The organism is Spiroplasma gladiatoris, from assembly GCF_004379335.1.
Taxonomy (GTDB): domain Bacteria; phylum Bacillota_I; class Bacilli_A; order Mycoplasmatales; family Mycoplasmataceae; genus Spiroplasma_A; species Spiroplasma_A gladiatoris.
In genome coordinates this window covers 88,311-113,371 of record NZ_CP038013.1, presented here as the reverse complement: position 1 = coordinate 113,371, position 25,061 = coordinate 88,311, and the positions used below count along the sequence as shown (strand labels likewise).

Below are 25,061 nucleotides of genomic sequence, written 5' to 3'. Positions count from 1 at the left end.
GATTAGTACTATTCTATTTCTTTTCTACCAATAGAACTCAATATTCCTCCAATTAATAATAAAATACTGATCAATAAACATATGAAAAAAATACCAAAAATAATAGAAATAATTAAAATTGCAGAAATTGCTCTATCATTTTGTTTTTTTAAACCAATTACTAAAAAAATTATAATTAAAATATGAGGAATACTTGGGAAAATTAAAACACAAATACCAATAATTGTTACTTTATTATTGAAAACTTCTATATCATGTATTTGACTTGGCATTAAATCTGTTCTACTCTCATCGATCTTTGTTCTATGTAAAACTACTCCTGCAATAATTAATATTCCAAAAATTACTATAATAAAAGTTATAATAGAACCCATAACAGTTGAAATTATTAAACAGGTTTTTGTTTTTAAAGACATAATTGTAACTTTTGATTAAATTAGAAGTTAATATCTATTTAATGTTTAATCCTTTCAATAAAATTATATATTATGTGTATAAAAAAAATAAAGTCTGTGAAGTGTTTTATAAAAAAAGAACTATCTAGTAGTTCTTATTTTGCTTTACAAATTTATTTAAAAATAGTAAATTTATCTATTTTGGTTTCTTCCTGCAATAGAAAGAATACCGCCAACCAATAAAGGAATACCAACTAATGCAAATATTGAGCCTACACCTAATATAATAGATACAATAGCACTAGCAAGTACTGCTCAATCTTTTTCTTTTTTCAAAGCAACTGCTGAAAAAGCGATAATTAATATATTTGGAAGAGTTCCAAATACAAAAACCATTACCCCTCCTACAACCATAATTATAGAAGCAGCTGCTTTTAAATTTTCTTGATCATTATAAGCATAACCATAAGTAGCTGCATTACTTGAAGTAGAGGCAAATATTATTCCCGCCATCATTAGAGAACCTAATATTAAAGCTATAAAAATTAAAATAGAAGCTCCAACTATTGATAATATTAAACCTGTTTTAGTTTGTTGCGTCATTTAAATGCACCTCTCCAATTCTATTAAGCATTAACGTAGTATGTATCTGCTCATCTTTCTGCAAAAGTACCTTTTCTTTGAATAATAGAAATCATATCCATAATGATAGGTATAAATAATATGTATAATAAGTAAGCTAAAATTAAATACAATAAAAATAATCCCATTGAATCTGTTTTAGAATAATTTACTTTTACCGCTTTCATTCCAACACTTTGTTTTCCTGAAAGAAATCATACACATAAAAATATTCAATATATTCCAAGTGTTATTACACAAAGAAAATTATTTATAAGATGTCTTCCTATTCTTGATCAAAATCCTGCATTCATTTTATTAATCCCCTTTCTAATAAAAATTATACATTAATAAGTGTATTCATTGATTAGTTTTTAAAAGTTAAGTTAAATAATTTTATCTTACAAAGCAAAATAAAAACTTATTCTACACTTGATAGAATAAGTTTAAGTTTTTTTAATTATTCATTTATTGCTGCTTTTGCAGTTTTATAAACTTCTTTTAATTGAGCTCCTGATTGACGTAATCCTGCAACTTCATCTTCTGATAAGTTTCATTCAATAATTTGTTCAATACCATTTGCTCCAACTATACAAGGAACACTAACATAAACATCCTCTAATCCGTATTGTCCAGTTAAATAAGCACCAACCATCATTGAAGCTTTTTCATCATTTAAAACAGATTTAACAATTTTTGCTAAGCATGCTCCAATACCATAAAATGTTGCACGTTTTTTTTCTATAATTTTATATGCCATATGAGTTGCTTCATCTTTTACTTCTGCAAGTTCTTTTTCAGTTACAACACCTTCTTCAATGTATTCTGCAATTGTTTTTCCCATAACAATTGATCTACTTCAGATTGCAACTGATGAGTCTCCATGTTCACCGATTAAATAAGCTTTAACTGATCTTGGTGATACATTTAATTTTGCACCTAATAATTTTCTTAATCTTGATGAGTCAAGAGTTGTTCCTGATGAAATAACTTTTGATGAATCAAACCCTGTTACTTCTTGATAAACTTGTGTAAGAATATCGACTGGGTTTGAGGCAATTACAGTTATTCCTGTAAATCCTGAGTTTTTAATTCCTGTTGCTACTTGTTTCATAATTTTTGCATTATCTGCAACCATTTGTAATCTAGTTTCTCCTGGTTTTTGAGGTCTTCCAGCTGTTATTACAACTACGTCTGCATCTTTACAATCTTCATAATCTCCTGCTTTAATTGTTGCAAAAGGTGAAGGTAAAACAGCATGTGTATCTGTTAAATCCATTTCATTTCCTTCCGCAAAATCTTTAACTACATCGATTAAAACATAGTGTTGTGCTAAACCTTGGTTAATTGCCGAGTAAACAAAGCTTGTTCCAACTGCTCCACAACCTACTAAAACTATTTTTCTACCATTTGTCATATTTAATTTCTCCTTATTTATCTTACTTATAAATATTAACATAGTAAATATTATCATTGTTTCTTAAATAATATTTTGAAAAAAAATTTTTTTGTACTATTTAACAACATTGTTGAATATATAAAAAAATCACTTTTAAAAGTGATTTTTTTATATATTCTTATTTAACTTCTTTTTGTTTTCTTTGTTCTGCTAATATTTCTTTCATATATGGTTTAATAACTTCTTGTTCTCCACCATATACTACTTGAACACTTGTTCCTTTGGCAATGATTCCTGAAGCTCCTCCAAGTCCCATAATTCCATCTTTATCAACAATACTTGCATCAACAACTGTTAATCTTAATCTTGAAGCACATGAGTCAACTGATTTTATGTTTTGTTCTCCACCTAAGAATTCAATTATTTTTGTAGCTTTTTCAGTTGCGTTTGCTTGTGTTGAGCCTGCAGCTTGTCCAGCTTTTTTAGCTTTAACGTCTGCTTTTGTAAATAATTTTACTTCTCCAGATCTTCCTGGTACATTTACTTTTCCGTATTTTACAGCAAAGTAGAATGCAAAGAAATAGACTGGAGCCATAACTAGACCTATTACAATTGCTCAGTGAGCATTTGTTCCTAAGTTTCATGGAATTAAACCAAATACGATGTAGTCAATCATTCCTCCTGATACTGTCATACATACATGGACTTTTAATAATCCTGTTAGTAGGAATGAAATTGAAGCTAATGGCATATGTACTCCATAGAATAATCATGGTGCCAAGAATAAGAATGAGAATTCAATCGGTTCAGTAATTCCTGTTAAGAAACTAGTGAATGCAGCTGAGAAATAAATTCCCATAACAGATTTACGATTTTGTTTAGGTACATTTAATCACATTGCAACTCCAGCTGCAGGAAGACCAAATAACATAAATCCAAATTTTCCTGATTGGAATCTTCCTAAGTTAAGACCAATATTTGATAAATCTTCAAATGTAAATAATGAACCTGTTACACTTTCATAACCAGGTACTAAAGAAGCTTTATTAGCTGCCCCAAGAACTCAATACATCATATATTGATCTCCAATTAATTGTGATTTATCCGGTAATGAATTTAAATAATCATATGCAGCTTTTAATGTTACACCTGATTTAAGTGTTTCTTGTCATTTTTCTGAGTTTTCATCACCAGCATAGTTTTTAATTGTATCTAATATTGACCCTCCAGCTGATGATCATCACAATGGTGCGTAAAACACGTGATGCAATCCAAATGGAATTAGTGAACGTTCAATTATTTCATAAATGAATGAATCTAATCCACCAGGTAATTTACCTGAGTTTGTTCCAAATCATTGTAATGCTAAACCGATTGCTGGTCATACAAACATAAATATAAATGCTAAAGGTATTACAGCAAAAAAGTTTATAATTGGTACTAATTTAGATCCTGAGAAGAAACTAATAAATGAAGGTAATTGTGTTTTGTGAAATCTGTTGTACATTACAGCAGCAATTGCTCCAACAAAAATTGAAGCAAATACTCCTGTATTTAAAGATTTAATTCCAACGTTATTTGTAATTAAACCAGCAGGAACATCTGTTCATCATAATAATGTTATTTTACCTGGAGCTTTTCAACCTTCTATATCTCCATCTTTTACTCACTCATAACCTTTTTTAAAGGCAGATGACGCGTTTTCAAGAGTATGACCATCTTCTCCTACTTTTCATACTCATTCTGTTCCTTGACCAATAAGTGCAGCTTCTATACCGTTCATTACTAAAAATCCAACAACTGCAGTTATTGCAGCAACCCCAGAATCTTCAGTATATGCAATAGCAACTGATATTGCAAATAAAATTGGTAAGTTACCAAAGGCAACATCACCCATTGTATTCATTGTTTTACCAATGTATCAACCAACAGATTGTTCTGCGGTTTGTGCCGAAATTGTTGCACCAACCCCCAGGAATACCCCGGCGATTGGTAACAATGCAATTGGCAACAAGAAAGCTTTACTTAATTTTGATAAAGTAGCGCCTGTTTTTTGTCTAATTTTTTTTCATACTTCTGATTTACCAGAGGATGAGCCTATTTTGGTATTTCTATCAGGTTTACTTTTAACTATTTGTTTTTCTGACATGTTACATTTCCTTTCTTTTATTTCCAAATTTATTATATATGAATAGAAAATTTTTTTAAAAAAAATAAAGTTTTTGAAAATTTTTTTCATAAACTTTATTGCAACATCAGTATTACAGCAATTACTCCAAATCCTAAACAGGCAATAATTGCAAATGATCAAATATGTCTTTTTGTAAATTGCCATACACCAGCTAAACCAGTATAATTCATATCTTTTAAAGTAATTTTTCCAGTTACTTTGTTTTTTTTATCCAAAATCAATTTAACAGTCATTAATATTATCATTAAAACAAAAAAAGCAATTGCTACTGATAAATAGATAATTCTTTGTTGTGTAAGTTCCATAACATCATCCTTAATATTTTATTTTATTTAGTCTTCTTTCAATATCTCTTTTTTTAATAGCTTCTCTTTTATCGACTAGTTTTTTTCCTCTACCAAGTCCTATCTCTATTTTTACATAATTTCCTCTAAAATATAATTTTATCGGTACTAAAGTTAAATTTTCTAGTTGTACTCTTTTTAAAATTTTTTTTATTTCTTGTTTATGTAATAAAAGTTTTCTAGTTCTTGTTGGATCTTGATTGACATAGTTTGCAAATTCATATTTCTTAATATTCATATTAAGAATTTCAACTTGACCTTTTCTTATCAGAATAAATGCTTCTTCGATTGCAACTTCTTTTGCTCTAATAGATTTAATTTCAGGCCCTGTTAATACAATTCCTGCTTCTCAAGTTTCTAAAATTTCATAGTTGAAATAAGCTTTTTTATTTTTTAATATGACATGTTCTCCCATATTTAATACCTTCTAACTGTTTTTTATGCAATGACGAAGTCAATAATTCTTTTTTTTACATCTGCATTTTTTACTTTAATTTTTACTTTTTGTCCTAATCTAAATATTTTATTTTGATTATTTACAAGAATATTTGTTTTTTCATCAAATTTATATTCAGGAAGTTCAGAAATATGAATTAAACCTTCAACACAGTTAGGTAGTTGTACAAATAAACCAAACTTCAATACCGCTGCTACAACACCTTCGAATTCTTCATTAATATGTTTTGTCATAAATTCAGCCATACATACCTTGTTAACTTCTCGTTCTGCATTAACTGCCTTTTTTTCAGTATCATTAATTATTGAACAAGCTTTTAAAATGAACTTTTCATTTAAATCAAGTTTATGTTTATTAAAGTCTTTATCAACTAAATATTGTTTTAAGTACCGATGCACCATTAAATCACTATATCTTCTGATTGGACTTGTAAAATGTGTATAACAATCACTAGCTAATCCAAAATGACCAATGTTTTCTAGGTCATAAACTGCTTTTTCCATATATCTTAATAAAGTTACATTAATTACATCTCGCTCTGTTTGATCTTTAACTTGTTGAGAAATTTGATCTAGTGCTAGTCTAATAGTTTTAGGATTTATTTTATCTAAATCTGTTAGTTTTACATTTATACCTAAAGCTCTTAAATTATTATGTCATTCAATTAAGTTTTCTTCTTTTGGTACACCATGATCTCGATAAACATAAGGTAATTCTTTTTCAAAAATTATTTCTGCAACTGATTCATTTGCACTAACCATAAAGTTTTCAATTAGCTTTTCACTAATTCCTCGATCTCTTGGTTTAATATCAATTACATTACTATCATTATCTAAAATAATTTTTGGTTCTGGAACATCAAATTCAATAGAACCTTTTGAAACACGATAATTATCAATTAGTTCATGTAACTCTTTTGCTACATATAGCATATCTATGATTTCTTTGCTTCTTTGGCTTTGATTTGTTGCATATAACTCGTTGACTTCTGAATAAGTTAATCTTGCTTTTGAGTTCATAATTGATTCATATACTTTTTTCTTAATCATTTTCCCATGTTTATCAAATTCCATTTCTGAAACCATGCATAGTTTATCTTCATTTGGATTTAAAGAACAAACTCCATTAGAAAGTTGTTCAGGAAGCATTGGTATTACTTTATTAGCAAGATAAACAGAATTTCCTCTATATAAAGCAGTATTATCAAGTGGAGAAAAAGGAGTTACATAATAGCTTACATCAGCTATTGCTACAAATAGTTTGTAACCATCTTTTGTTTTTTCAACATATATTGCATCATCTAAGTCTTTTGAATCAGCACCATCAATAGTTACTAAATTTTTATCTGTGATTAAATTATTTTGTCTTCTTTTAATTTGAATATCTTCATAGTTAATTGGCTTTGCTACCATATTTGCATTTTCTAAAGTTTGTCGATTAAAATCAGGGTTAATATCAAATTCATAAGCAATTGAATAAATTCTATCAATTGCTTTATTAGCATCTCCAATAATTTTTTGTATTTTTGTAAATAATTTCTTTTCTCTTACATACATTATTTTAACTTTTACAATAAGATCTTTTTTTAACTTAAAATCTTTTGCGTTTATCATTACTATACGATAATTTTTAAATCCAGGTTCATTAGCATGAAAATCTAAAAATCTTCCGTCTCTTGAAAGGTGAATTTCTCCTACTAAACTTGTTTTTGTTCTTAAAGATATATCTTCAACATTAGCTCTGTATTTATCTTCACTTTCTTTAAAAACACTAAAAACAACTTCATCAGTTGAAATTGCTTCTTTTAAAGAAACTGGAGGAACAAAATAATCTTGTTCGATATCGTTTAAATCTTTTACAAATCCAAATCCTCGCTCATTAATTTTTAGCGATCCAATTTTAAATTTTTCTCCAATAAAATAAATTACATTATCTTTTGATCATCCAATTTTATATTCATTTTGTAGTTCTTTTAAACAATTTGTAATTTGTTCATTATCGTATTTTATAACTTTAGTTAATTCATTTAAATGTAATTTTTGTTTTTCTTTTATAATTGCTAAAACCTGGTCATTCATATATTTTCCAACCTTCTAATAAGCTAAATATTAAGAAGCTGCTGCTTCAGCTAATAGAACGTTTGTGATTATACCAATAACAATTGTTGATACAAAAATAATAATCCCAAGACTAAACATTCAAATTGAAAGAGTTTTATCTAAACCTCTTTCTTTTGAGTTAGAAAATAACTCATCATTTCCTCCGTTTAAAGCACTTAAACCTGTTTGAGATGTTTTATTTTGGATCATACCAACTGTAATCATTAAAACTGATATTATTAAAGCTAATATTTCAAATGCAAAAATGATTCTATTCCCTAGTAATCTTTCAGATGTACTTGCAAATAATTCAACCATCAATTTCGCCTACCTTTCTTTTGTTCTATTTATAATACTTCTATAATATTCTAAACTATAATTTGGCTTTTTTCAATTAATTTACACTAACAAAAAGTTATTAAAAATATAAAAAAATCTTAATCAACATTTGATTAAGATTTTAAATTAAGCTTTTTTATTTGGAACTTTTACTTTTTCATCTCATTGGCCATTAAATGCTTTTGAGAAGTCATATTCTTGTAAGTAACTTAAACCATGACTAATTAATGATTTTGGTCTACCAATATTATTTACTTTACCTCTGTCATCATTCATTGATCACATTGATAAGTAAGCTAAATCAGCTGATTGAGCTCAATTGTAAAGTTCTTTTGCATCTTCTAAAGTAAATACTCCTTCAACTGTATCATTTACACCAATCATTGGAGTTGCTCCAATTAATCTATGTACTTGACGATTTGTCAAACTACTTACTTTATAATTTGCCATAATTGATTTTGCTAAATTTTCTTTTGTATTTTCGATTGCTTGTACTGCTAAATCGAAGTTTGTTTCTCCTTTGTTTTTTGCAGCAACATAAATTGGATCACCATAATCCATTAACATTAAGTTAATTACTGGTAAGTCTTTGTAATTTAATCCAGCTTCTTTAAATGCATTTACAAATACATCCATAACATTATATCCAACATTAGTTAATCCAGAAGGAAGAACTGGTAAAGTAATAGAAAAGTTCCATGATTTATCTGCTTTTTTCATATTAGCTAATGTTCTTGCTAATACTTTATTTGCGTTGTGATCGTTTTGTGCTTCTCCTTCAATATCAAAGTCGATATTTTTTGGAGTTCCTAATGATTTTTCACTTTTTTTACTTGCAAAACTAGCTAAATCTTCGTTGTAACCTATAAGTGCTTTTGATAATAAAGAACTTGCTTGGTTAACATCTCCACCAGCTAATTTATAAGCTAAGTTTCAAGGATTTTTTTCAATATATCCACCAGTTGTTGCTCCACCATAAGCTACTTTAATGTTTTCGAAGTTATTTGAGTTAATTAATGGTAATAAGTCTTTTTCATAAAGAACTGAGTTTTTTCATCATTCATAACCTTCACCTTTGTTTTCAATTCCAGCAATAGATAAATCTAAACTGTTATTGTGTGAGTTAACTTGTTGTACAAACGCAAGTGTTAAATGATCTAACTTAGTTTTATTTACAATATCTCCTATATTATTTCCTTCATATAAACCTGCATCTAAGTAAGGTGAGAAGTATGTTCTTTGATTACTTTCTGCTTTATCTACAATATTTTTATCTCTATTTGGGTTAGCATCTTTTCAATCAACATAATTGCTTTTTGAAGAAGTTGTTGGAGTTGTAGGACTTACAACATTTCCATCATTAGATGATGGTCCATTATTTTCTCATTGTTGTGCATCATTCCCACCATTAACACCATCTCAACCAGTTGCACCTTGTTGTTGTTGAACTTCGTCTAATGATTTATTATTTCTAATGTCATTGTCATAATCTAAAAATCCATCCAAAGTTTTTAAGTCTTCTTTTTTAGTTTTTTCTAATGGTATGTCATTTTCAGCCATTTTTCCTGATAAAACTTTTGCGTAAGTAAGTTTTTCATATCCACTACCTGAGCGAATGTTTTGATCAATTGGGTTTGTATCTGCTAATGCATCCTTTCCCAATCCGTTACTCATAAATTCTGAAGGATAATCTCTAGTTAAATAGAACATAGATACTTGACCTATATTTTTATCATTTGCAAATTTTCTTAATCTTAATGCATCGTTTGCATCAAAATCATAAACTGCTTTTTCAGCTCTTTTTCCAATTCATGGAGTAATAGCCATCCTGCTATATGCATTATCAATTTTTACTCTACTTGAACCATTGACTTTATCGTTAATTATTCTTCAAGTTTCTTCGGTTTTAGTTATAGCTTGCTCCATTATTTGTACTTCTCAATTATTAACTGTTAATCCAGAAGTATTAAAATCAGAATATGTTAAATAGGGTAAAACTAAATTTAGTCTAAAGTTCATTCCTAAAAATTTTGTAAACATATACAGAGGAAATTCTTCGTTACCTATTTTTGATATATCTCCATCTCAAGCATTTCCACCACTATTTGCTATAACACTTGCTATTCCATCTTTTGTAGAAACTACTAAAGATAATCTAATATCAAAATCATTATCTCTTTCAATTAAGATTTTTAAAGCCCCTGCAAGTAGTCTTTGTGAATCTGCATAACTTCCTGAATTTGTTAAGTATGGTGCTGCAAAATAAAAGTCAAACTTTTTAGTTCCATATTTTGCTCCAATTTCTGCTAATTTATTTGCAAGTTGTTCTTCATTAATGTTATTTTTATATGCCTCATGCCATAATGAGTTTGCAAACGGACCAAAAGATATTGTTACTTTTGAAGCATCTAAAAGTTCTTTGCTTGGTTCTTTATCATCTTTTTTTGTTCATTTATCTCAACGATCTTGAAATCATTGTGCGGAATTATTTGATGTTTTATTTGGAGCTGCATCTCACATTGGTACCAATTCGTTTTCATCACTTGCATTTTGCATAAATCCGATTGTGATACCATCTTTAACTTTGTCAAATATTTTATCATTATTTCATAATTTAGCTAGGTTGTTATATTCATTGTCTGCTGCTTTTGAATCCGAATCAAAAGTTACTTTGTCACGATAACCTCCACCTAAACTTTTATTTTTTAAAAGATATTCTTTGCTATCTTCTACAATCCCTATATCTGTATAAGGTGTAAAAGAATATCCATCAGATAATAATTTTGATGATAATAAATCTTTTTTGGCTAATGTTGAAGTAGTTTCAATTGAATCATTATCGATATTGTTAATTTTAGTAACATTGTTTGTAGATAATGATTGCTTTGTTGACAATAATGACTTATTAGAGCTTTGTGAATAATCTTTGTTTAAAATACTAGCCCAATTCATATTTCTTGTTTTCATTAAGCTTTCTGCAGTTACTTCATTTGAACCTTTATCTGCATTTGGATTTTTAAAGTCGATTGGATCATCTTGATCTGTACTTTTATTACTTCCATTAGGTTCACAACCAACAATAACTGTTGTTAATTGTGAAGTGACTAGAAAAGAGCTTAATAATACTAAAAGTTTTTTCATATTAAATCTCCTTTTTATTAGACTATCAAATTAAAATATTAAATGCAAATATAATACTCTTTTTTTAAGAAAAATAAAAAACTTTTTCATGAATAATTAATTTTTACTAAAAATCTCATATATTTACTAAAGATTTATTATCAAAATATTCATTTTCATCAATATTTTGAAGATATTTACTATATAAAAGTTTATTTAATCAATTTAATAAATATAATCCTTTTTCTAAATCATATTCAACATGATCAATTGCTTTATGAAAAAAAATTTTAGCATCAATAGTGTTTAAAGTAGTAAATCATTGTGTAGATTTATTTGCTATCTCTTTTCCTGAAATAATATTATCTTTTCTAATTGGTAAAGATTTTAATAGTTGATTCAATGAAAAATAATTATTTAATCCATTTATTCTTAAATGGGTTGTTCGATTTCAATTGAAAATATCTCATAATTCGAGACTTTCTTTAAGGATTTTTACTTTTAAATGTTGATTTGCAAGGTGTGAAAATTTAATTTCAGTATCTTTTCCCATTACTAGAACTGTGTCTATAAAGTGTTTATTATAAAATTTTTTAACTTGAATAGCTAATTCAAAAACTTCTTTATAGAAAATTTTTTCATCTTCAAGTTTTTTTGAATAGTAATAGGTTATTTTTTTATCAAACTTAAATAATTGATTTGATTCATCATAATGGATTGTTTTACAATTGACTAAAAATGGGATATTTTTAAGTTCGCTAAAATATCTTTTTGGATCTAATTTATTTTTAAAACCAAACATTTGAAAACATTCATAATCAATTAATGTAATATTTTTATTTTTAACTATATTTAAAAACTCTTGAATATAAGTAAAATTAAATATAACTTTATAGTCATTAATTTTAACTTTTTTAAAATCATTTATAGTGTAATCTTTTTTTTCATTCATATACTTTAACCTTTTTTAATCCTTTAAAAATTTATTAACAAATATCTTTTTAGATTGAGGATCTATACTCATTTTAGCAAGATTGGGAATAATAGTTTTTGGATAAGAATGTCCAAAGTTTAAGTTAAGAACTATTGGGATGTTATATTTATCACTAATACTTATGCACACTTTTTTATACTCATCATAATAAATATTATCTTGAGGCTTTCCTACAATTAAACATTTAATATTTTGTAAAATTTGATTCTCTACTAATTTTTCTAGCATTAATTTAAATAACTCAGGTTCGTGTTTTGCTTCTGAAGTTTCTAAATAAAAAATGGTTTCTTTTAACTCGTTGTTATTTAATAAAATATTATATTTTTCAAATACTTTTGGTTGGTCTAAATACCTATTTCCTGTTAATATCGAATATAAACTTTCTAAACACCCTCCATATAAATAACCTTCAATGTTATCTTTAAAGTTAATAAATTCATATCCTGTAGATTCGATATGATGAATTCTTGGTGTGCCAATTTCAGATTTTTTTCAAGATTTTCTTTCTTCATATCAAACTTTTGCAGAAGTTATTTCATAACTTTTTGAACTTTTAAATAATTCTAAAAAAGAATTATAACTGTAATCTAACATTTTAGTGTCGAATTCTGCAATATCTGTTAAAAACGCATGTCCATAAATTGTTGAAAGACCAAATTTATTTAATAACAAATGAATATTTGTTATGTCAGAATAACCAATAAATATTTTAGGATTATTCTTTATAATTGTTTCAATATCTTTTTCTATTAAGTGTTCAATTATTTTGTAACTGTCATCTCCACCAATTGCACTCATTATAATTTTTACTTCGTTATCTAAAAATGCATCTATTAAGTCTTGGGCTCTTTTTTCAGGGTTATTCTTTATAAACTCTTCTCCTTTTAAACTATTTGACATAAATTTAGGTTTTAATCCAATTTCTTCTAATCTTGTAATTCCTAAATTTAATTGATAATTACAAAAATCTTCTCCTAATATTCCACTTGATAAACTAACAATTGCTATTGCATCATCTTTATTTAACTTACTTGGATAAATTGTTTTTTCATAAATATTTACTTTGTCTTTCATTTTATTTACTCTTTTCAAATCATTTTAATTATTTTACTTTATATTTTTAAATAGTTTTTAAAATATAATATAATTTTATTGGAGATTAAAATTATGCAATGACTAGAATATGTTTTTAAGATTATTGGTAAAATATTTGCTTCTAATGCTTTTAAAAGAAAATACAAAACTAAACCTTTAAATAAATTTTTAAAAATTTTGAATAGCGCTAAATGACAAGTGGCAGATTTAAGAGGGCCTCTTGTTTATGAAGAAAATCACATAATCAATACAATTAGTTTGCCTGTTATGACTTTTAACTATAACTATTATAAAAAATTAGATAAAAGTAAAAATATTTTATTAATTCATAGTAATTATCGAAATAACTTAAATATTTATCGTTTATTAAAATCAAAAGGATTTAAAGTTTATTTATTGTATTCTAATTATGCTGATTTAATTAATTCTCCTGAAGTCGATCAATTTACTAAAGTAATGATATATAAATAAAAAAACTCACAAATAAGTTTGTGAGTTTTTTTTATTTAATGATAGTACTATTACTAAATAGTTCTTGAATTGTAACATCAAGTCCTTGTGCTATTTTTTCCACAGCTTTTAAAGACACATTTCTGCGACCGCGTTCTGTATCAGAAATATAATTTCTGTGTATACCCGCTTTAAAGCTAAGTTCTTCTTGAGTAAGTCCTTTTTGGATTCTTAACTCCTTCATGTTTTGACTAAAAACAGCTATTACGTCGTTACTTTTCATAATCTTCACCTATGCTTTCCGATAGTTTTGCAATTATTTTAAACAAATTGCTTATACCAGATTTTGTTATATATATACCATTTTCGTTCATTATCGTTTCTAATTCACTAAATGATAAATCCTGGTGTTCTAAACGTATGTTTGCTAATTTTTGAGCCTTATCTGACAATCTGCTAAATAGATTATTTTTTATAATATTTTCTATTTGCAGAACTTGTTTTGATCCAGCAATAGTGGTTTTTTTCGTATTATAAATATCTATGTTCATAATTCGATTAACACTGTTGTTGAAATCTCTTGCTATTCGAGTAGTTTCAAAACTCAGCACTGATTGAGGTGCGTCAATAAACTTTAAAAAATCCGAAACTACAAGAGATTTTTTAGCATAACAAATGTATTTGCTTTTTTTTGCGATTACTTTAAAACCAAAATCAAATTTATTGATGATTGAGCAAATATAATTTGCAGATTCAATTTCTTTAAACTGAAATTCGATGTGATAGTTTGTGGTCTCTGGGTTATTGACGCTGCCAACGGCAATAAAAACTCCAGATATATATGCGCGAACCAGACTATTATCGAAGTCTTGGTTTAAACTAATCTCTATAATTTTATCATTTTTATTAGTATCAAATATATTATTATCACGCAAAAAACTTTTAACATTATCTGTTAAAAGCAATTGATAGACTTTGTCTTTTTTTAGTAGTTGAGTTTGAATAATTGATATTTCAATGTTGCCAAAATAAAACTGCTTTAGCAGTTTTAAAATTACTCTTATAACTTTATTTGATCTTGAAGTAAGGCGTAGCATTGTTCCTGTGCTAGTATAAATTAATTCCCCATTATATTTTATAAAACCAGACAATAACATAATCGCTTGTTCTTTAATAAAGTTGTGACTTACTATTTCTTCTTTAACAGAGCTTGCAAACGACATATTTTCACCAACTTTTTATTACTATCTTTATTTTTTTGAGTCTTTATTTTTTAACGATTCTTCTCTAGCTTTATTTAATTTTTCTTGAATCATTTTTTGTTTGTCGCTATTAATTTTTGTTTTTATTAATTTTTTTGCTTTATTATCTTCGATTTTTTTATTAATTTTTTCTAAAACCTCTTTTGTATAGAAATATGGTTTTTCATAGAAAAAACCAGGTGTTCTTAATAAATATGGGAATACAAATTGTGACAAGTACATAATTAAAACACCAATTAAACCAGTCAACCCAATAATTGTTAATGATAACTCAGAATTATGCATTATAAATAATCCTTCTTGACTTCTATTAGTTTCTACATAAAACCTAATTGCATTTCAAGCTAAAAAGTACGCACCAAGTTGGACTCCACATCTTGCCATAATATATCCGTCAGGATTATTTGCTTTGTCTAACAACTTTCCTTCTTGCCATTTTCTTTTTAATTTGTTTGTTGTTGTTATTTTTCTTTTTTCTTCTTCATATCAATCAACTTGATCAACTTCTACTTTTTCAAAATAAGCTTTATTTCAAATTCCAAAATAAGTAGTATTTTTAATTTTTTTATCTCAAGTAAAAGCATGAATTCATGAGTTTTTTCAACTAAGATTAAATTCATTTGGATGTAATTTTCAAGGTTTTTTACTAATTCATTTTCCAATTCCAGGAATAATTAGAACTATCATTAAATAGACAATTAAAAAACCAACTGATTCATATAAAAATAAAGGTTGCATAACATATGATTGCCCGTTTTGTAAACCAACACCATTTATAACATTATTAGATGGTCCGTTATAAATATATGTCATATTATCTTTTAATCAACTTGGCATGTTGACTTGATCATAAAGTCCTAATGGTCTACCAAATAATTCATGATTAAAGAAGTTTCCTCATCTTCCAATTGCTTGACTAATTAATATTCCTGGAGCAATACAGTCCCCATAAGTTAGTAAAGAAATTCTAGGTTTTCTTCCTAAAAAGTACATCATTATTAATGCAGCAATTGCTCCACCTAAAATAGCTCCATGAATTGACATTCCCGCTTCTCAAAACGCAAATAGTTTAAAAAAACTTTCTCCGTTAAGTCAATCATTACCGCTTGCATTTATTTTTCCAAAAAAACTTCCTCCAAAAAGTCCTGAAGGCACAATCACAGTGGAAGCTATCAACATTTCTCATGGTGGTAAATTTCTTCTTCTAAGTTGATAATATGCTAATAAAATTGCTGCTAATACACCACATGTCATAAAAAATGCATACATGTGAAGAAAATCACCAAGATAATCACTCTTTATAGTTCATCTACTCTCGTCTGGTCTAAATAACGAGTCTTCTCAATTTTCCATTAACTTTCACCTCTAACCATTCAATTTTAACATAAATAAAAGAAAACCTTGATATTAATCAAGGTTTTCAATATATTTAACTGCATTTTGACCTGCTAAAGCTCCATCTGAAACAGCTGTTGCAATTTGTTTTAAAGGTGATTGTCTAACATCTCCTGCGACAAACAGACCTTCAACTTGGGTTTTCATATTTTCATCTCCAAGAATATGTTTAGTTTCATTTAAAATATTTTGTTCATCAATATATTCTGTTACTGGGTCTTGACCGATAAATGGAAAAATTGCTGCAATATCAATATTATATTTTTCATTATTGTTTAAATTCTCAATAGTCACACTATTAACTTTTGTATCACCATTAATTGAACTTACAACACTATCTAAATGCAAAATAATATTTTCATTTGTTTTTAACTTTTCTAATAATTTTTGATCTACTCTAAATTTTTGACTTCTATGTATTAAATGAACTTTATCAACAAGTCTAGTTAAAAACAATGATTCTTCAACAGCTGAATATCCTCCACCAACAACAGCAACAATTTCATTTTTATAGTTTGCTCCATCACAAACTGCACAATAAGAAACACCCTTACCATAAAATTCTGTTTCCCCAGGTACATTTAAAAGTCTCTCTTTTGTTCCTGTTGCTAATATTAAAGCTGTTCCTGTAATTGTTTTTCCATTAGTTAGTTCAACAATAAAACCTTCTTTTTGTTTTTTATATTTTTTAAGTCCTGAATATTCTAAAACTGCTCCTAATTTTGTTGCTTGATCTACAAATTTAAATGCTAAGTCTGGACCCTCAATTTTATCAAATCCTGGATAGTTTTCAATCTCTCCAGTTTTAGTAACTTTACCTCCTGGTAATTCTTTTTCTAAAACAACAGCACTCATACCAGATCTAACAACATAAATTGCAGCAGTTAATCCAGCAGGTCCTGCTCCTGCAATTATTACATCATAATCGTTTTTAATATGATTTTTCATATAACCATCCCTCTTCTCTTCATTTTTTTGGAGCAATAAATTGAGCTATAACTAATGAAATTACTCCCAAAATTAAAATTCCAACAATAGACATATAATTAAATACTGGACTTCATTTAAACGCAAGTTCGTAACTAGTTCTAAATGAGTCTAATACCAATCTAATAATTGCATAAAATATTATATAACTTGATGTTGCAACTCCACAATTAATTACAAAATAATTATTAGGATTATTTAATTCGTAAAGTTTTTTACTATCTAAAGTTAAAAACGATTTAAATCTTGATTTTTTTATTCTTAAATCTTTTGTATCATCTTTGAACTGGGTTTTTAGATCTTTAATTTGTATTTTAAATTCTTCTTTTGTAATTTTGTTGTTTTTCATTTTTATTTGAAGTTTTTTTTGATTTTCTTTAAATATATTTTTAAAGTTTTTAAATTTATCTAAGGCTTTTAAGTAAATATTTGTATGATCATCTATAATTTTTTGTGCTTGATCTGACTTTGTTAAGTCAGCTTGATAAGCAAAATAAGCTTTTAGTCAAGCTTGACGTTTTGACATTTTATATAATTCTTCACCATTAATAAATTTTTGTTTGTATTTAATATCAATATAAGTATCTATAACTTTAATTTCATCATATCGAACTGCTTTTTTTACTGGAAATGCATGAGGATCTAGTTTTCAAGGTTTTTTGCTAAATCATTTCCCTAAATTGTTAATTACAAAAACTATTAAAAATCAACTTATTAAAGTTGCAATCATTTCATACATAAATAATGGTTCTTTATAAACAAGCTCAGAAGTTTCTTTTCCAGTAGAAGGGTCAACATAATAAAACAATCTTTGTCATATCCATGAAGGTAGTCATTGTAGTTTTTCAACAGAAGTAGTTCTTCCTAGAATTTCATGATTAAATAAATTTCCTCATCTTCCAATTGCTTGTCCTAGTAAAACATTTGGCACAATACAATCTGCATAAACTCATATTGAAACTTTTTTATTATCTTTTTTGTTATAGAGAAAAACAAATCCTCCAACAAACCCGCATAAAAAAGCTCCAAAAAAACTCATTCCAGCTTCTCAAATATAAAAAAACTTGTAAAAAGGAACTCCTGTTCCAAGTTTTCCAAAAATAGAACCTCCTAATACTCCTGCAATAATAACTATGTATGTTGCATTCATAACTTCTGTTAAAGGTATTTTTCTAATTCTTAACATAATTACAGATGCTATTAAAGTTACAAAAACTCCAATTGTTAAAAACGTAGAGTATAAGAAAGATAAACTGTCTCCTTGTCCTGTACCTTTAGATCATGCTTTTCATAAAGGATTTTCATAAGTTAGTAAGTTATTCGTCATCTGAAAATTCACGCATTCTTTCTGTTAATAAATCTGAATCATCTTTGTATAATCCACTTAATGCAATTTTTAGTTTAGAAACTGCTGTTTCAACAATGTTTTGAATATTTCTCCCTGAAGATACTGGGATTTTAATATAAGGGATTTTAACGCCAAGTATGTCAAAAGTTTTAAAATCATGACCTAATCGTTCTGAATCATCAACTCCGTCTTTTTTAAAAATTGAAAGTTCAATAATTAAATCTACAGTTGATTGTTCCATAATAACTTTATACCCGTTTGTTTTTGCAACATCAATTATTCCAATTCCTCTAACCTCAACAAGGTTTTTTAAAATTGGATGACATTTTCCATACAAGTTACCAGCTTTTTTTGTAATAACAATTCTATCATCTCCTACAAACAAGTGATTTGATTTTACAAGTTCTAATGCAAGTTCTGATTTACCAATTCCTGATTCTCCAGTTAACAGTGTTCCTTTTCCAAAAATATTTATAAAAGAGGCGTGCATTTCTGTTGTTGGTGCAAAATAATCATCTAATAAGTCTAATACATCTTTTGTAAAATCACTAGTTGATTCTGCATGTGTTTTTAAAATTGGTATTTCTAGTCGTTTTCCAACTTCTAAGAATAATTTATCTTGAAATTTGCTTGTAATAATAACTCCAGGTATGTGTTCACTTAAAAGGTTTTCATAACGCTCTTTTCTTTCTTCTTCACTAAATTTCATTATATAACTATATTCTTTTGTAGACATTAAAATAAGGCGATGAGCTTTTTCGCCTTCTTCAAAATTTCCTGCTAATTCAAGCCCTGCTCTATTAAGGCCATAAACTTGAATTATATTATCTAAGTTATTTTCTCCAGAAAGAGTTTCTAAACTAAGTTTTTCAACAATTGTTCTTAGCTTTACTTTTTTCATAAACTTACCTCACTTTTCAATTATAACTTAATTAATCTTTAAATACATAATCATATTTTTTGACTCAATCTGCTCTCATTTGTTTTTGTAATGCTTTTAGTTCGTAAGTCGCAATAGTTTCATCTAATAAAAATTTTTTATAATCATTATTTAACTTTTCAAATTCTTTTTTATCAACAATATGTTGATTTACTTTATCAAAGTTCATATACCCTTTAATTAAATTATCTTCTCTAATAATGTTTAAATTGTCTTTAAATGATTTAAACATTAGTGCTTCTAAAATTGAAAAATTATTTTTAGCCATTTTTTTAAAAATATTATTTGAAACAGGATCAGAAGACAAACTTACTTTTTGTAGTCCTAAATAATATAAATGTTGATTTTGATAATTAAACGAAATTGGAAACAATCCCATTTTTAAGGATTCTAATGTTATTATCATTCTTCCAGATCTACCATTTCCATCAATAAAAGGGTGGATTATTTCATATGCTGCATGTAAAAAAGCTAATGCTTGAATTTTTTCTTTTAAAGTTTTTGCTAGCTGTTTTCTTTGATTGTATTCATCTAAAACTTCGATTAAATCACTTTCAATTCTTGTTGAATGCGAGCTTTTTACACATGCATTAGATATGTAAATTTCTTTTGTTCTAAATTTTCCTTTATCTTCATCGTTAAAGTCATTAATATTTTCTGTTAATACAAAATGTATTTTTTTAATTATACTTAAATCTAATTCTTGATTTGGATTGTTATGGACTTCATAATATAAAAATGAATATGCCTTTTTAAAACCCAATGCCTCTTCATATCATTTTAGCTTGGTATCTTTATCATACTCGTTACTTTCTTCGCTAATATTTTCTCAAATACTTTTACTATCATTATCAAAAATAATTTTTTCAAATGATTTTAAAGATAATTTATTAGCTTCAATTCTTGCTGAACTGTGTGCATTCTTTAAATATGCTTGTTCGAAATATCATTTATTAAACTTCATAATTCATCCTTCTTTATATTAATAATATAACAAATAATAAAAAAATAATAAGACTAAGTCTTATTATTGTAATTCTAATTTTACATTATTAAAATATTTATTTTTAAAGCACCATATTCCATCTGTTTGTCATTTATCTAATAATTTTTGTAAGACTTTAAAAGCACTAAAGCTAACACTAATATAAATTGTTAAAGCAATTGGAAGTTTAATTAGTTTTGGAACAATATCTAATCATGCAGAAACACCTCTTCATGACATCATTCAAATTTGATTTAATAATAAACTTTGAAGTGTATAAGGAATTGCATAAAATAAAACAGTTTTTAAAATAATTAAATTATCTTTTTTGAATAAAAAAACAAGTGCTCCACATAATCCTAAGACAGCTTTATTCATCATATATCCTGAATGATATCCAAAAGAATTAGGAATTATATTTCCTAATGTGTCAATTGAAATTGCAGAAATAACACCACATAAAGGTCCAAAAGCCATTCCAAGCAAGAAGATGATTCAATCTCCAAATGCTAATCTAATATTTCCTAAAATTGGAATATTATATCCAACAAGATTTGTTAAAACTACACTAGCAGCACCAAAAGTTGCCATAACTGTTATATGTCTAATTGAGATTTTTTTAAAACTAAATTTTTCTAATGCTAATGCTGCTATAAATAGAGTTGCTACTCCAATAAAACCAATTATATTAGTAATCAAATAAAAATTTGTCATTTTGTTCTCCGTATCATTCATATACTAATGGAATAAAATATAAACTTCCACATACTAGTATATTCTTTTTAATATTATCATTTAAAAATTGTTTCCAATTAAAAACTTTATTTTTGTTTTGAACTAAATCAAAATTTCAAGCTTTTATATGATCGAAGGTTGTTACATAAAATTCTTTACACTTATTTTTTAAAAATTCAATCATTTCATTATTTTCTCTACCTTTACTTGAAGTAAATAAAATTGTGTAATCTTTAATGTTATCAATAGAGTTTACTAAAGCAATAGCTCCATCTAAATTATGACATCCATCAATTATGAAACTTGGTTCTTTATTTAAAATAGTTCTTCTTCCCAAAAGAGTTTTTTGAAAATTAAAAGATTTTATATTTAAATCTTCAAGAAGTTTTTTTGCTATTCCTTGATTATATTTTTGATAAGTTAAGTCATTTGTCGGTTCACAATAAATGATTTTGTTATTAACAAAACTTTTAAAAATATTTTCATACTGTTTATTAATTGAAGTTGTATAAATTTTATTATTATTTTTTACAATTTTAATTTTATTTTCAATGATACTTTCAATGCTATTTCCTAATACTTCTACGTGATCAAATCCTAAAGAAGTCAAACAAACAGCTAATTGATTTTCAAAAAGATTTGTTGAATCTTTTACTCCTCCAATCCCCGCTTCTATAACAGCAATCTCAACTTTCATTTTATTAAAGTATTCTATTGCTATATAAGTTCAAATTTCAAAAAAGGTTAATTCATATTTTAAAAATAGTTTAGTGTTGTTGTTAATTAACTCTAATAAAGTTTTATCATCAATATAATTATTATTAACTTGAATTCTTTCATTGTGAAATAAAAAAGCTGGGGAAAAAAATAATCCCACACTTTTGTATTTAGAATTTAAATTGTTATATAGATAATTAGCAGTAGAGCCTTTACCGTTTGTTCCAACTACATTTATTACTTTAAAATTATTTTGAGGATTGCCTTTGTCATTTAAAAGTTTTTTTAAGTTATATTCTTTTTTAAAAAATAGTTCAGTAGGAATAATGTTTTTTTCTACACTAATCATTTAGATATTCTCTTAAATATTTTGCTGTATAACTTTTTTCAACAGTAGCTACTTGTTCAGGAGTTCCAGTTGCAAGAATTTCTCCTCCAGCCATTCCTCCATCTGGTCCTAAATCAATTAAATAATCTGAAACTTTTATAAAGTCTAAGTTATGTTCAATTGTTAAAACAGTATTTCCTTGATCTACTAAAATGTTTAAAACTTTAATTAGTCTACTTACATCATCAACATGTAATCCAGTTGTTGGTTCATCAAGTAAAAATAAAGTTTTTCCAGTTTGTTTTTTTAATAAAAATGTAGAAAGTTTTACTCTTTGAGCTTCTCCTCCAGATAAAGTTGTTGCATTTTGTCCAAGTTTAATATAACCAAGACCAACAGCTAGTATTGTGTCTAATTTTTCTTTAATTTTTGGTATATTTTCAAAAAACTCAAAAGCTTCGTTAACAGTCATACTTAAAACATCTCATATGTTTTTTGATTTATATTTTACTTGTAAAGTTTCTTCATTATATCTTCTACCTTCACAAACTTCACATATAACTTCAACATAACCTAAGAATTGCATATCAACTCTTACAACACCATCTCCTTGACATGCGTCGCATCTTCCACCTGGAACATTAAAACTAAATCTTCCTTTTTTATATCCACGCATTTTTGCTTCAGGAGTTTCTGCAAATAAGTCTCTTATATCATCAAATACAGAAGTATAAGTTGCAGGATTTGATCTTGGTGTTTTTCCAATTGGATCTTGAGAAACATAAATTATTTTATCTATGTTTTCAGTTCCTTTCATTTTTTTGTATTTACCAGGATGAATTAATTCTTTTGCAACTTCTTTTCTTAATCCTTTGTAAATTATTTCTTCCATTAGAGTTGATTTTCCACTTCCACTAACTCCAGTTATAGTTACAAACTTTCCAAGTGGAATTGTTATGTCTAAGTTTTTTAAATTGTTTTCACTAGCTTGAATAATTTCTAATTTTTTACCATTACCACCGCGTCTTTTTTTAGGAACAGGAATTGATAATTTTTTTGATAAATATTGTCCAGTAATTGATCTTGGTGCGTTGCAAATATCTTCATAGTTACCTTGTGCAATCACTTCTCCACCATGAATTCCTGCACCAGGACCAATATCAACAATTCAATCAGAGTGTTTCATTGTATCTTCATCGTGTTCAACAACTATTAAAGTATTTCCTAAGTCTCTTAATTTTTTTAGTGTTGCAATAAGTTTGTCATTATCTTTTTGATGTAGCCCAATTGAAGGTTCGTCTAAGACATATAAAACCCCAGACAATTTTGAACCTAATTGTTTTGCTAATCTAATTCTTTGAGATTCTCCTCCTGATAAAGTTGTGGCACTTCTTGCTAATGTTAAATAGTTTAAACCTACTTCATTTAAAAAACTAATTCTAGAAAGTAATTGATTTAAAACTAATGAAGCAATTTTTTCTTGTTGTTCTGTTAATTCTAAGTTCAATAAAAATTCTAACTCTTGTTCGATAGTTAGTTCTACAAAGTCTGCAATACTTAATCCATTTAGTTTTACAGATAAAGCTAAATCATTTAGTCTTTTACCATTACATGTTTTACAAACTTTTGAAGACATAAATTTTCCATAAAACTTTCTGTTGTCTTCTGATTTAGTGGTTAGATATCTTCTTTCAATTAAATTAGCAATACCTTCTGTGTAATTTAATTTATTAAAAACGTTACCACTAGTTGAATTTAGTTGTAATTCTATTGGTTCATCACTTCCATATAACATTACATCAATTTGTTTTTGTCTTAATGAACTAATTGGTAAATCTAAATCAATTAAATAATAATCACATAAAATTTTAAACTCTTGTCATTCTAAATTTTGAGTTCCTACTAAATTTTTTAGATATAAAATTCCACCATTTCTTATTGATAAGTTAGGATCTGGAATGATTAAACTTGGATCTGCTTCTAAATTAATTCCTAATCCAGAACAAGTTTCACAAGCTCCTACTTTTTTATTAAATGAAAATAAGTTAGGTTCTAAGTTTGGAATCATAAATCCACATTCTCTACATGAGTATTTTGTAGAAAAAAGTTTTGTTTCATTATTTTTGTTGGGATAAAATATTTTTATTAAACCATTAGAGTAAGTTAAACCAATTTCGATTGCAGAAAATAATCTTGATTGTAAATCTTCATCTTCTTTTTTATAAATAATTCTATCAACAACAATATCAATATCATGACGTTTATTTTGTTCTAATTCTATTTCTTCATCAAGGTTTTTTATTTCCCCATTTACATTTACTCTTATAAAACCTTCCCTTTGTAATCTTAAAAATAAATCTTTATGAGTTCCTTTTTTATCTCTAATAACAGGAGATAAAACATATACTTGTTCATTATCTTCTGTAACTTTTTTTATTGAACTTATTATTTCTTTTAATGATTGACTTCTAATTGGACCGTGACCATTAACACAATATGGGGTTCCTACGTTTGCGTACAATAATCTTAAATGATCATGAATTTCTGTTGTTGTTCCAACAGTTGATCTTGGATTATGACTTGTAGTTTTTTGATCTATTGATATAGCAGGACTTAATCCTTCAATATCATCAACATCAGGTTTTTCAGTTGACTTTAAAAATTGTCTTGAAAATGAAGATAAAGATTCTATATATCTTCTTTCTCCTTCTGCATAAATTGTATTAAAAGCTAATGAAGACTTTCCACTTCCTGACAATCCTGTAAAAACAATTAATTTATTTTTTGGAATTGTTAAATCAACATTCTTTAAGTTATTTTCTCTGGCTCCTTTAACTATAATTTTATCTAAACTCATTTT

At 26.7% G+C, this 25,061-nt stretch carries 23 protein-coding genes; 1 reads left to right on the top strand and 22 read right to left on the bottom strand.

Translation table 4 applies throughout. The annotated features are described in order from the left end of the window. Positions 1 to 8 precede the first annotated feature (8 nt). From SGLAD_RS00540 to SGLAD_RS00485, 12 genes are all read right to left on the bottom strand, one after another. Complete coding sequence (locus SGLAD_RS00540) at positions 9 to 416, bottom strand: hypothetical protein (RefSeq protein WP_134297110.1); 408 nt, start codon at positions 414 to 416, stop codon at positions 9 to 11. Positions 417 to 587: 171 nt separating this feature from the next. Continuing rightward, positions 588 to 998 carry a hypothetical protein gene (locus tag SGLAD_RS00535; RefSeq protein ID WP_134297109.1) on the bottom strand — a complete coding sequence of 137 codons (411 nt, stop codon included), beginning with the start codon at positions 996 to 998 and terminating at the stop codon, positions 588 to 590. 23 nt (positions 999 to 1,021) lie between these two features. After that, the gene (locus SGLAD_RS00530) at positions 1,022 to 1,330 is read right to left on the bottom strand and encodes a hypothetical protein (protein ID WP_134297108.1); all 309 of its coding nucleotides are present in this window, start codon (positions 1,328 to 1,330) and stop codon (positions 1,022 to 1,024) included. Between the two features lie 146 nt (positions 1,331 to 1,476). Next, positions 1,477 to 2,433, bottom strand: coding sequence for an L-lactate dehydrogenase (locus SGLAD_RS00525; RefSeq protein WP_134297107.1), 957 nt, complete (start codon positions 2,431 to 2,433; stop codon positions 1,477 to 1,479). 160 nt (positions 2,434 to 2,593) lie between these two features. After that, entirely contained in the window at positions 2,594 to 4,564 is a 1,971-nt protein-coding gene (locus tag SGLAD_RS00520; RefSeq protein ID WP_134297106.1) for a PTS transporter subunit EIIC, read from the bottom strand. Positions 4,565 to 4,659: 95 nt separating this feature from the next. Further along, positions 4,660 to 4,911 carry a hypothetical protein gene (locus SGLAD_RS00515; protein WP_134297105.1) on the bottom strand — a complete coding sequence of 84 codons (252 nt, stop codon included), beginning with the start codon at positions 4,909 to 4,911 and terminating at the stop codon, positions 4,660 to 4,662. Positions 4,912 to 4,921: 10 nt separating this feature from the next. After that, positions 4,922 to 5,365, bottom strand: a complete 444-nt coding sequence (smpB, locus tag SGLAD_RS00510) for an SsrA-binding protein SmpB (protein WP_134297104.1) — start codon at positions 5,363 to 5,365, stop codon at positions 4,922 to 4,924. Positions 5,366 to 5,388: 23 nt separating this feature from the next. Further along, a complete protein-coding gene (rnr, locus tag SGLAD_RS00505; protein WP_134297103.1) occupies positions 5,389 to 7,485 on the bottom strand; it encodes a ribonuclease R in 2,097 nt (698 codons plus the stop codon). A 30-nt stretch (positions 7,486 to 7,515) separates the two neighbouring features. Beyond that, complete coding sequence (gene secG, locus SGLAD_RS00500) at positions 7,516 to 7,824, bottom strand: preprotein translocase subunit SecG (RefSeq protein WP_134297102.1); 309 nt, start codon at positions 7,822 to 7,824, stop codon at positions 7,516 to 7,518. 147 nt (positions 7,825 to 7,971) lie between these two features. Beyond that, positions 7,972 to 10,986: a glycoside hydrolase family 18 protein gene (locus SGLAD_RS00495; RefSeq protein ID WP_134297101.1), complete on the bottom strand. Its 3,015-nt coding sequence runs from the start codon at positions 10,984 to 10,986 to the stop codon at positions 7,972 to 7,974. Positions 10,987 to 11,092: 106 nt separating this feature from the next. Continuing rightward, entirely contained in the window at positions 11,093 to 11,917 is an 825-nt protein-coding gene (locus SGLAD_RS00490; protein WP_134297100.1) for a hypothetical protein, read from the bottom strand. Positions 11,918 to 11,932: 15 nt separating this feature from the next. Then, positions 11,933 to 13,033: a S66 family peptidase gene (locus SGLAD_RS00485; protein WP_134297099.1), complete on the bottom strand. Its 1,101-nt coding sequence runs from the start codon at positions 13,031 to 13,033 to the stop codon at positions 11,933 to 11,935. 93 nt (positions 13,034 to 13,126) lie between these two features. On the opposite strand from SGLAD_RS00485, the gene SGLAD_RS00480 reads away from it, so the two are divergent. Continuing rightward, complete coding sequence (locus SGLAD_RS00480) at positions 13,127 to 13,525, top strand: rhodanese-like domain-containing protein (RefSeq protein ID WP_134297098.1); 399 nt, start codon at positions 13,127 to 13,129, stop codon at positions 13,523 to 13,525. A 31-nt stretch (positions 13,526 to 13,556) separates the two neighbouring features. Here the strand turns inward: SGLAD_RS00480 and SGLAD_RS00475 are convergent, their stop codons facing one another. The 10 genes from SGLAD_RS00475 to uvrA all read right to left on the bottom strand — a co-directional run bounded on the left by SGLAD_RS00475 (position 13,557) and on the right by uvrA (position 25,058). After that, entirely contained in the window at positions 13,557 to 13,787 is a 231-nt protein-coding gene (locus tag SGLAD_RS00475; protein WP_134297097.1) for a helix-turn-helix domain-containing protein, read from the bottom strand. Next, a complete protein-coding gene (gene whiA / locus SGLAD_RS00470) occupies positions 13,777 to 14,727 on the bottom strand; it encodes a DNA-binding protein WhiA (protein ID WP_134297096.1) in 951 nt (316 codons plus the stop codon). The genes SGLAD_RS00475 and whiA overlap by 11 nt, the downstream gene beginning before the upstream one ends. 27 nt (positions 14,728 to 14,754) lie before the next feature. Continuing rightward, on the bottom strand, positions 14,755 to 16,119 hold the full coding sequence (locus tag SGLAD_RS00465; protein WP_134297095.1) for a prolipoprotein diacylglyceryl transferase: 1,365 nt from the start codon (positions 16,117 to 16,119) through the stop codon (positions 14,755 to 14,757). A 54-nt stretch (positions 16,120 to 16,173) separates the two neighbouring features. Further along, the gene (gene trxB, locus SGLAD_RS00460; RefSeq protein ID WP_134297094.1) at positions 16,174 to 17,109 is read right to left on the bottom strand and encodes a thioredoxin-disulfide reductase; all 936 of its coding nucleotides are present in this window, start codon (positions 17,107 to 17,109) and stop codon (positions 16,174 to 16,176) included. Further along, positions 17,093 to 18,475, bottom strand: a complete 1,383-nt coding sequence (locus SGLAD_RS00455; protein ID WP_134297093.1) for a prolipoprotein diacylglyceryl transferase — start codon at positions 18,473 to 18,475, stop codon at positions 17,093 to 17,095. The genes trxB and SGLAD_RS00455 overlap by 17 nt, the downstream gene beginning before the upstream one ends. Beyond that, on the bottom strand, positions 18,465 to 19,397 hold the full coding sequence (gene hprK, locus SGLAD_RS00450) for an HPr(Ser) kinase/phosphatase (RefSeq protein ID WP_134297092.1): 933 nt from the start codon (positions 19,395 to 19,397) through the stop codon (positions 18,465 to 18,467). Before hprK ends, SGLAD_RS00455 begins: the two co-directional genes overlap by 11 nt. A gap of 31 nt (positions 19,398 to 19,428) precedes the next feature. Continuing rightward, entirely contained in the window at positions 19,429 to 20,400 is a 972-nt protein-coding gene (locus tag SGLAD_RS00445) for a Fic family protein (protein WP_134297091.1), read from the bottom strand. Between the two features lie 63 nt (positions 20,401 to 20,463). Then, positions 20,464 to 21,135 (bottom strand): folate family ECF transporter S component, encoded by a 672-nt coding sequence (locus SGLAD_RS00440; RefSeq protein ID WP_134297090.1) that lies wholly within the window; start codon positions 21,133 to 21,135, stop codon positions 20,464 to 20,466. After that, the gene (locus tag SGLAD_RS00435; RefSeq protein WP_134297089.1) at positions 21,110 to 22,222 is read right to left on the bottom strand and encodes a Mur ligase family protein; all 1,113 of its coding nucleotides are present in this window, start codon (positions 22,220 to 22,222) and stop codon (positions 21,110 to 21,112) included. Before SGLAD_RS00435 ends, SGLAD_RS00440 begins: the two co-directional genes overlap by 26 nt. Then, positions 22,215 to 25,058, bottom strand: coding sequence for an excinuclease ABC subunit UvrA (gene uvrA / locus SGLAD_RS00430; RefSeq protein ID WP_134297088.1), 2,844 nt, complete (start codon positions 25,056 to 25,058; stop codon positions 22,215 to 22,217). The genes SGLAD_RS00435 and uvrA overlap by 8 nt, the downstream gene beginning before the upstream one ends. Positions 25,059 to 25,061 lie beyond the last annotated feature (3 nt).